The organism is Kribbella sp. NPDC050241, assembly GCF_044459685.1.
In the GTDB taxonomy this organism is placed as follows: domain Bacteria; phylum Actinomycetota; class Actinomycetes; order Propionibacteriales; family Kribbellaceae; genus Kribbella.
Window position 1 is genome coordinate 164,497 of the sequence record NZ_JBITJE010000014.1, and the last position, 8,211, is coordinate 172,707.

Consider the following 8,211-nt stretch of genomic DNA (forward strand, 5'->3'; position numbering starts at 1 on the left):
TCAGGCCCCCAGCTGCCGCAGCGCGTCCAGCACGGTCTCCGGCTTCGGGTTGTGCAGTTCGCCCGCGAGCTTGCCGTCGGCAAGCATCACGACGCGGTCGGCGTACGACGCGGCGAGCGGGTCGTGGGTGACCATCACCACGGTCTGGCCGAACTCGCGGACCGAGCGGCGCAGGAACCCGAGCACCTCGGCGCCGGAGCGCGAGTCGAGGTTACCGGTCGGCTCGTCGGCGAACACGACCTCCGGCCGTCCGATCAGCGCGCGAGCGACGGCGACGCGCTGCTGCTGACCACCGGACAGCTCCGACGGGCGGTGCGTGAGCCGGTCCTGCAGTCCGAGTACGTCGATCAGCGTGGTGAGCCACTGCTGGTCGGGCTTGCGGTTGCCCAGTTCGAGCGGGAGCAGGATGTTGTCCTTCGCCGACAGCATCGGCAGCAGGTTGAACGACTGGAACACGAAGCCGACCCGGTCCCGGCGGATCTTGGTCAGCTCGGCGTCCGGCAGCTGGGTCAGCTCGGTCTCGCCGAGCAGGACCTGGCCGCTGGTCGGGGTGTCGAGCCCGGCCAGGCAGTGCATCAGCGTCGACTTGCCCGAGCCGGAGGGACCCATGATCGCGGTGAACCGGCCGACGCCGAAGTCGACCGACACACCGTCGAGCGCGGCGACCGCGGTGTCGCCCTGTCCGTACACCTTGCGCAACTCGTGCGCCCGGATCGCGGTCCGCGGCGTCCCGTCCTGCGGCAACCGCCCGACCGCAAGCTCACCGGTCTGCAAACTCATGTCACTCCTTGATTCCAACGGACAGGTCCGCCCTGTCATTGGTCACGAACGTAGTGAACGGTCCGTCGAGTTGCGTCGGACCCAGGTCTGGAACTCGGGTACGACCTGGGTAGTACAACGGAGGTGGTCCGCGGCTGGTTGCGGAGTAAGTAGGTTTGCGATGTCAACTGAAGGGGACGTTGAAGGCGTACATAAGGCCGCGATTCAGCTGCCAAGGGCCCTGGCGCTTGAACTTGTACGTATCGCGTCGATGATAGAACTGGACATATCCAGTCCGAGGATCGTAGTTGCCCAGAAGACCAGCCAGGAACATGAATTGAGCCAGCTCTGCCGTAAGGCTCCCATCGAGACCCGCCGACTTGATCGCCTCTGCTAGAGAGTCCTCAGTTAGCTTTGAGGCGGACGGCAGGGATGACAGTATGTCGGCGAGATTGTCCTGCAATTGATCATGAAGCAAGCCTGTTGCTTCGGCGGTCACGATCGACAGAAGGTCGCGGGTGGCGAAAATATCAACTGCATTCCTGATTCGGTCTGACGTGAGGTAGCCGTTGGGTGGCAGCTCACCTTGAATTCTGCGCATCAGGCTGCTGATTTCTCGAGGCGTGGAACGAGTCGCCTGGATTAGGTACTCCGGTGACGGTATCGATCGCGGTCGACCCGATCGTTGACCTACTGTGATATTCTCCGGGAAATATGCGAACAGGGAAGCTGCGGTGATCCCTGCCTTGCTGGCCAGGTAGTCCCATAATGGACTGTCGGCCGGTTTCGTCTGCTCGGCGCTCCAGTCGACGAAGATTGAGGAGTCCGCGGCAATTTTGTCAGCATCGGCGAAACGGATCCGACGAAAAACGTCACTCCTGCACATTACGAGAAGGCGAATATCGATACTGGCGGCCAGCAGGCGCCTGAAGAGTTCGTCGCCAACGCGAAGCAATGCCGCCAGAGTCAACCAATAGGCGTCATTGTCGTTGATAATGCGATCCAGGCCGTCGATCGAGAGCAGGAAGTGATTATCGGATCTCGCGCTCGAAATCAACCTCAGTAGTGCCTCACCAAGGTGGAGCGCGGATGTTTCATCCGACTCTCGACTTGAACGCTCGTGGGTAACGAAGCCTTTCAAGCTGATGGTCGTCTTGTTCTCGCGGACCCGTTTGAAGATCGATGGAAAATCTCGCCCTAACAAGTCGGCCCGTCGCAGATCTTCGATCAACTTGATCGATTGGGGATCGGATGACAATGAGCAACTCGGGTCGTTGCTGAGCATGTCTAGGAGTTGAAGGGCCAGGAAAAGTCGCCAAGCGGAGTCGCTTAGAGTAGCGCCTTGAGCAGTAACGTCCTTGTTGGGCATCGTACTGAGCGGACTCATGCCTGGACTGACTTCGTCCAGGTTGAATGTTCGACTGAATACTGCATGCTCGCCGTATTTTCTTGCCAACTTCAAGCGAACGTATTCACTGACTGCGCTCTTGCCCGAGCCTTTAGGGCCAATGACTAGGAAGAACTCTTGTCTCTGAATCGAGGCACTTAGGTTCCAGCGATCGTAGTAGGTCCGCAGAAACAAGTCTGAATCTCGAGCCACTTCAGTTTCCGCCGAAGCGTGGCCGAAGTACAGCTCTTTGAAGTTGGACCTCTTCATGCTGTGCCTTCTCCTCTCGGAGGATGTCGCGGTTTGAACATTCTGGATAGTATATGGATAGTATGTTGGAGGCTAGTCAGAACGAATCCAGGTGTTAATGTGATCGTTTGATCGAGTTGTTCGTCGCTACCTGGGTATTACTTGGTCGGCCGGACCAGTCCCGTTTCGTAGCCCAGCACCACCAGGGCGACCCGGTCACGCAGCCCGGTCTTGGCCAGGATCCGGCCGATATGCGTCTTGACCGTTGCCTCGGACAACGTGAACAACTGGGCGATCTCGGTGTTCGACAGGCCGCGGGCGACCTCGAGCAGGACCTCGCGTTCCCGGGCAGTCAGCTCGGCCAGATCCGGCCGTTCGGTCCCGGTGTCGGGCAGTGCGCCGGCGAAATGCTCCAGCAGCCGCTTCGTCGTACTGGGGGAGACCACCGCGTCACCGGAGTACACCTGGCGGATCGCCGACAGCAGGTCGGCCGGCGGCGTGTTCTTGAGCAGGAAGCCGGCCGCGCCGGCCTTGATCGCGGCGAACGCGTACTCGTCCAGGTCGAACGTGGTCAGCACGATCACCTTCGGTGCCTGTGGCAACGACTGGAGCCGCTGGGTGGCCTCCACGCCGTCCAGGCGGGGCATCCGGACGTCCATGAGTACGACGTCGCAAGCGGTCACCTGGATCTTCTCCACCGCCTCTCCGCCGTCGCCGGCCTGGCCGACCACCCGCATGTCCGGCTGCGAGTCCACCAGCATGGTGAACCCGGCCCTGACGAGCTCCTGGTCGTCCACGAGGAAGACCCTGATCACGTCATCGCTCACTGCTCGCCTCCAGTGGGAAGGTGGTACGGGAGTTTGGCGATCACCTCGTAACCGCCACCCGCCTTCGGTCCGGCGCTCACCGTACCGCCCGAGATCGAGGCGCGCTGCCGCATCCCGACCAGGCCGTGCCCCGGATCCGCGCTCGGCGCGACCCCGGCACCCCGGCCGTCGTCGGTGACCACCACGGTCAGCATCTCGCGACCGAAGTCCAGCAGGACGGAGGTCCGCGCTCCCGGCCCGGCGTGTTTCAGCGTGTTGGTCAGGCCCTCCTGCACGATCCGGTACGCCGTCAGGCCCAGCAACGCCTCCAGGTCGCGCGGTTCGCCGGTCACCTGGTAGTCGACGGTGAGTCCGGCGTCGCGGACGTTGTCGATCAGCTCGGGCAGGGACGAGACGCCCGGTTGCGGGCGGGGCTGGTTCGGGTCGAGCTCGGGCTGCTCGTCCTGCTTGAGCAGCCCGAGCATCTTGCGCATCTCGGTCAGACTCGCGCGTCCGGTGTCACCGATCGTGGCCAGCGCCTTCTTCGCCTGTTCCGGTGACTTGTCCGCGGCGTACAGTCCGCCGTCGGCCTGGACGATCATGATCGACAGACCGTGCGCGACCACGTCGTGGATCTCGCGCGCGATCCGGGTCCGCTCGTTGGACACGGCCAGCTTGGCCTCACGGTCGCGGTCGCGTTCCAACTGCTCGGCGCGTTCCTCGAGCTGGGCGACGTACAGGCCGCGGGTACGGCGCCGTTCGCCGAACGCCCAGACGCCGAAGACCAGCGCGCCGAGGGCAACCATCATGGTCACCTGCTGGCGCCAGTCGGAGTTCGTCCAGTACCGCGACGTCGCCATCAGGACGCCGAGGCCGCCGATTCCGAGCGCGATCCGGCTGTAGCGGACCTCGCCGTACACCGAGATCGTGTAGAGGGCGACGAGCAGGCCGACGTTGGCCGGCATCAGCTGGGCGCCGAACAGCCACTGGACCGAGGCGACCGCGGAGACGCCGAAGAAGACGAGCTCGGGATGGGTGCGGCGCCAGATCAGCGGCACCAGCATGCCGAAGCCGAGGATGCCTTCGAACCCGGACTGCGCGATCGACAGGAGTCCGAAGACCATGCACAGGCCGCCGGTCAGCAGCAGGTCGAACGCCTTGCTGCGGGCAGGCACGGGCCGCGCGGTCAGGATCCCCGTCATGCGGGCCAGGGTACGGCGCGGTCACCGCCGTGGGGTCATGCCACGGGCGGATATCGGCGTACGACCAGCGGTTGTTACTTGTGCGGGCGGGTCGACAGGGTCGGCTTGGCTTCGAGGCCGGACAGGCCGTTCCAGGCGAGGTTGACCAGGTGGGCGGCGACGTCCGGCTTCTTCGGGCGGCGGGCGTCCAGCCACCACTGGCCGGTGAGCGCGACCATGCCGACCAGCATCTGGGCGTACATCGGGGCGTTCTTCGGGTCCAGGCCGCGGCGCTTGAACTCCTCGGCCAGGATGTGCTCGACCCTGGTGGCGACGTCGCTGAGGATCGAGATGAACGAGCCCGTGGACGACCCGACCGGCGAGTCACGGACCAGGATCCGGAAGCCGTCGGAGTTGTTCTCGATGTAGTCCAGCAGCGCGAGCGCCGCCTGCTCGACCAGTTCGTGCGCGCGGCCGGCTGTCAGCGACTGGGTGACACCGTCGAGAAGCGCCCGTACCTCGCGGTCCACGACCACGGCGTACAGGCCTTCCTTGCCGCCGAAGTGTTCGTAGACGACGGGCTTGGAGACCTCGGCGCGGGCCGCGATCTCCTCCACCGACGTCGCCTCGTACCCCTTCTGGGCGAACAGGCCGCGGGCGATGGTGATGAGTTGCTCGCGACGCTCGGCACTCGTCATCCGGATCCGGCCGGACCGCCGCGGTTTGGGTTCCGTCACGTCAAGATCACGTCAGCATCATGCCGTACTTCGGTGTTGCCAGCGGGAGATTTACCGGTGGCGCCTCAGGCAGCCGCTTTCAGCGGGGTCTTGGCATCGGCGTCGACACGGCGGGCCTCCAGGCGTTCGCGCACCGGCCAGCGGACGTCGCTGACCCAGCCCATCTTCTCGAAGAACCAGATGCACCGGGCGGACGTGTCGAGCTGTCCCTTGAGCACTCCGTGCCGCGCGCAGGTCGGGTCCGAGTGGTGCAGGTTGTGCCACGACTCGCCCTGGCTCAGGATCGCCAGCCACCACACGTTGCCGGACTTGTCCCGGCTCTTGAACGGCCGGTCGCCGATCGTGTGGCAGATCGAGTTGATCGACCAGGTGACGTGGTGCAGCAGCGCGATCCGGACCAGGCTGGCCCAGAAGAACGCGGTCAGCGCGCCCTCGATCGACCAGGACCACAGGCCGCCGATGACGGCCGGCGCGAGCAGCGAGACGGCGACGAGCATCGGGAACATCCGGGACACGTGGACGATGTCCTTGTCCCTCAGCAGATCCGGCGCGTACTGCCGCTGCGGGGTCTGCTCGGTGTCGAACAGCCAGCCGACGTGGGCGTGCATGAAGCCCTTGGTGAGTGCGCGCACGGTGTTGCCGTACTTCCACGGGCTGTGCGGGTCGCCGTCACGGTCGGAGAACTTGTGGTGCTTGCGGTGATCGGCCACCCAGCGGACCACCGGGCCCTCGATCGCCAGCGAGCCGGCGATGGCGAGCGCGTACTTCATCGGGCGGTTCGGCTTGAACGACTTGTGCGTGAACAGCCGGTGGAAACCGATCGAGATTCCGTGCCCGGCGAGCGTGTAGAAAACCACCGCCAGGACCACGTCGCGCCAGCCCAGGAATCCGCCCCACGCGATCGGTACGGCGGCCAGCACGGCCAGGAACGGGATACCGATGAACAACGCCAGCGCAACCTGTTCCCATGGGCGCTTCTGCTCACCCCCGAGCGTTCCGGTGTCGACGTCGAAATCGTCGGCCTGCTGGGCGCGGGTGGGCGCCTCCGGTGCGGCAACGGCGGGTGGAGTCATGTGTTCGATCCCTCGGATGGAGGACTGCTTACCTACGCTACCGTAACCTACGGACCCGTAGGTAAGGAACCCCTCAGCGTGTCGTCCACCCCACTCCATGGCAAACTGTCCCGGCGACCACGATCCCCCGTGGGGTAATCGGCAGCCCGCGAGACTTTGAATCTCGAAGACCAGGATCGAAACCTGGCGGGGGAGCAGCGCAAACCCCGGCTCGGGACGCTCTGAGCCGGGGTTTTGCTCACGAAGTACTGCCAGAGTCTCCGAGTCGAGAGAGACAGTGCGTTCACGTTCAGACTGGCTACTCCTCCGGGGAACCTGAGAACACCCGGAGCACATGTCCGTCCGGGTCGGCGACGCGGAATTCACCATCGTCGCCTGCATAGGGCATCAGGATCTCGGCTTCGTTGGTGACGAGTCGGTCGTACAGCGCGGCGGGTTTGCTGATGAACAGCGCGAGCCACGTGCCGGGCTGTCCCTGGCCGTTCACGCACAGATAGATCTCGTGCTCGTCCCAGCGGATGATGCCGAAGTCGGCTGGATCTCCGAAGGTCCCAAGGAGTTCGAAGTCGAGGACCTCTGTGTAGAACTTGATGCTGGCCCGCAGGTCGGAGACGTTCAGGATCGGGTTGATATGGACAAGAGCCCCGCCCGTCGAACCCGACATGCTCTGCTCCTTCAGGGTCGTTCTTGCTAACAGCAACTGTGGATCGATGTCCACGAGTATGGATCAGACCGCCTGGATTCAGGCTTACGAACCAGGACAGACAGCCCCAGCACAGACCACCCTGGACGGACTATCAGCAACGTTGAACCTCGAAGACCAGGATCGAAACCCGGCGGGGGAGCGACGAGACCCCAGGTCAGAGCGTTTCAGACCTGGGGGCTCTCTCATGCAGGGGCCGTTTGCTAACGGACTTGCCGACAAGCAACTAACGCAGGGCCCCTGTCAGACTCTGCGGTGACCGCCGAAGTGGCCCCCATCAACCGCAGCGGCGAAGGCAGGCTAGAAGTCCGCCGTCCACGTGACGGAGCAACGCACGGATCTGCCGAATTGAGGACGTTGCGCATCGATCAACGGCGTCCGGCCGTGGCTGTTGCCCACTCGGTGTTGCGAAAGCCCTCAACGCATTCCCTTGCACGCCTCCGCTCTGAACTGCTCGTAGGACTGCACGGTGTCCACGTGTTGGTCTTTGGCAGGGACGTAGGTCTGGGTAAGCACCTGACCGGGCTTCAGTTTGGAGAGACGTTCCAGCGTGAACTCAACATGACCCGTGAACCACGTGTTGTCGCGCGTCCACCCGTAGGCGGTGTAGACGACACCAGGCCTCAATGCCTCAGAAAGACCCACTCGAGACCACGACCGGGACGGCTCGACGGTGTTCAACATGGCATCCATCGCAGTCGTTGGCGTCACTGGCGAAACCGCGTCCCAGCTAGCGACTGAGACTGAGGTGTCGTCCCCCGGTGGGTCGGCCTTGGTGCGATCACGGTAGATCGTCGCCCCATCGATATGGTCGTTGCACAGAGCGAACACGATCACCGGCCGAGTCCGCGCATCGACACTGATGCCTGTCGACCCGGCGCCCGCAACGGTCTCGCACCCGGCCAGGGTCGTCATGGCCGCGGACGCCAAGAAGCCGGCTGCGGCCATGGCTCGCCAGCGGGCCCGCCCCCGGGAGTGAAGAGACAGCACGCGCCAAAACCTTGCACACATCATTTCGCCGCGGGCCTGCCGTCATCGAAATGCAACGTCCGCTTCTGCCGCTGTCCGCGCACAGTCGATGGCTGACTGATCATTTGCCCTTGGACCTGTCGCTCGCCTGTGCGAAGACGACTGCGAGGGTGCGAGCGAGATGCCGATAGTCGGTCATCAACGGACCCACAAACCTGGGTTCCTCCTCGAAGGCAGAACAGAGCCCTTTCGCTAGTGTCGCGTGTTTGAAGTTGGTTTACGGCTGATCTTGGTGAGGATGGTGTCGGCGGTCTTGGTCCAGGTGAAGGGTTTGGCGCGGTTGTTGT

8 protein-coding genes and 1 tRNA gene are annotated in these 8,211 nt (G+C 63.9%); 1 reads left to right on the forward strand and 8 read right to left on the reverse strand.

From position 1 onward, the window contains the following. From ACIBG5_RS39135 to ACIBG5_RS39160, 6 genes are all read right to left on the reverse strand, one after another. Positions 1 to 780 (reverse strand): ABC transporter ATP-binding protein, encoded by a 780-nt coding sequence (locus ACIBG5_RS39135; RefSeq protein WP_396396962.1) that lies wholly within the window; start codon positions 778 to 780, stop codon positions 1 to 3. A gap of 163 nt (positions 781 to 943) precedes the next feature. Continuing rightward, the gene (locus ACIBG5_RS39140; RefSeq protein ID WP_396396964.1) at positions 944 to 2,416 is read right to left on the reverse strand and encodes a P-loop ATPase, Sll1717 family; all 1,473 of its coding nucleotides are present in this window, start codon (positions 2,414 to 2,416) and stop codon (positions 944 to 946) included. 137 nt (positions 2,417 to 2,553) lie between these two features. Beyond that, entirely contained in the window at positions 2,554 to 3,222 is a 669-nt protein-coding gene (locus tag ACIBG5_RS39145) for a response regulator transcription factor (RefSeq protein ID WP_360442130.1), read from the reverse strand. Next, positions 3,219 to 4,403 carry a sensor histidine kinase gene (locus tag ACIBG5_RS39150; RefSeq protein ID WP_360442127.1) on the reverse strand — a complete coding sequence of 395 codons (1,185 nt, stop codon included), beginning with the start codon at positions 4,401 to 4,403 and terminating at the stop codon, positions 3,219 to 3,221. The genes ACIBG5_RS39145 and ACIBG5_RS39150 overlap by 4 nt, the downstream gene beginning before the upstream one ends. 74 nt (positions 4,404 to 4,477) lie before the next feature. Continuing rightward, positions 4,478 to 5,119: a TetR/AcrR family transcriptional regulator gene (locus ACIBG5_RS39155; protein ID WP_131362973.1), complete on the reverse strand. Its 642-nt coding sequence runs from the start codon at positions 5,117 to 5,119 to the stop codon at positions 4,478 to 4,480. 65 nt (positions 5,120 to 5,184) lie between these two features. Next, positions 5,185 to 6,192: an acyl-CoA desaturase gene (locus tag ACIBG5_RS39160; RefSeq protein WP_396396966.1), complete on the reverse strand. Its 1,008-nt coding sequence runs from the start codon at positions 6,190 to 6,192 to the stop codon at positions 5,185 to 5,187. 123 nt (positions 6,193 to 6,315) lie between these two features. Between ACIBG5_RS39160 and ACIBG5_RS39165 the strand changes: the two genes are divergently transcribed. Beyond that, positions 6,316 to 6,387: transfer RNA gene (locus tag ACIBG5_RS39165), tRNA-Gln, on the forward strand. Between the two features lie 103 nt (positions 6,388 to 6,490). Here ACIBG5_RS39165 and ACIBG5_RS39170 read toward each other — a convergent pair. Both ACIBG5_RS39170 and ACIBG5_RS39175 read right to left on the reverse strand, forming a co-directional pair. Next, positions 6,491 to 6,856, reverse strand: a complete 366-nt coding sequence (locus tag ACIBG5_RS39170) for a VOC family protein (RefSeq protein WP_396396968.1) — start codon at positions 6,854 to 6,856, stop codon at positions 6,491 to 6,493. 456 nt (positions 6,857 to 7,312) lie between these two features. Then, the gene (locus tag ACIBG5_RS39175) at positions 7,313 to 7,810 is read right to left on the reverse strand and encodes a hypothetical protein (RefSeq protein WP_396396969.1); all 498 of its coding nucleotides are present in this window, start codon (positions 7,808 to 7,810) and stop codon (positions 7,313 to 7,315) included. Between the last annotated feature and the right edge of the window lie 401 nt (positions 7,811 to 8,211).

Bases quoted from the DNA above. Each gene is read 5' to 3' on its own strand.
- ACIBG5_RS39150 (WP_360442127.1), bottom strand. From the start codon at position 4,403: ATGACGGGGATCCTGACCGCGCGGCCCGTGCCTGCCCGCAGCAAGGCG.
- ACIBG5_RS39170 (WP_396396968.1), bottom strand. From the start codon at position 6,856: ATGTCGGGTTCGACGGGCGGGGCTCTTGTCCATATCAACCCGATCCTG.
- ACIBG5_RS39175 (WP_396396969.1), bottom strand. From the start codon at position 7,810: ATGACGACCCTGGCCGGGTGCGAGACCGTTGCGGGCGCCGGGTCGACA.
- ACIBG5_RS39135 (WP_396396962.1), bottom strand. From the start codon at position 780: ATGAGTTTGCAGACCGGTGAGCTTGCGGTCGGGCGGTTGCCGCAGGAC.
- ACIBG5_RS39140 (WP_396396964.1), bottom strand. From the start codon at position 2,416: ATGAAGAGGTCCAACTTCAAAGAGCTGTACTTCGGCCACGCTTCGGCG.
- ACIBG5_RS39160 (WP_396396966.1), bottom strand. From the start codon at position 6,192: ATGACTCCACCCGCCGTTGCCGCACCGGAGGCGCCCACCCGCGCCCAG.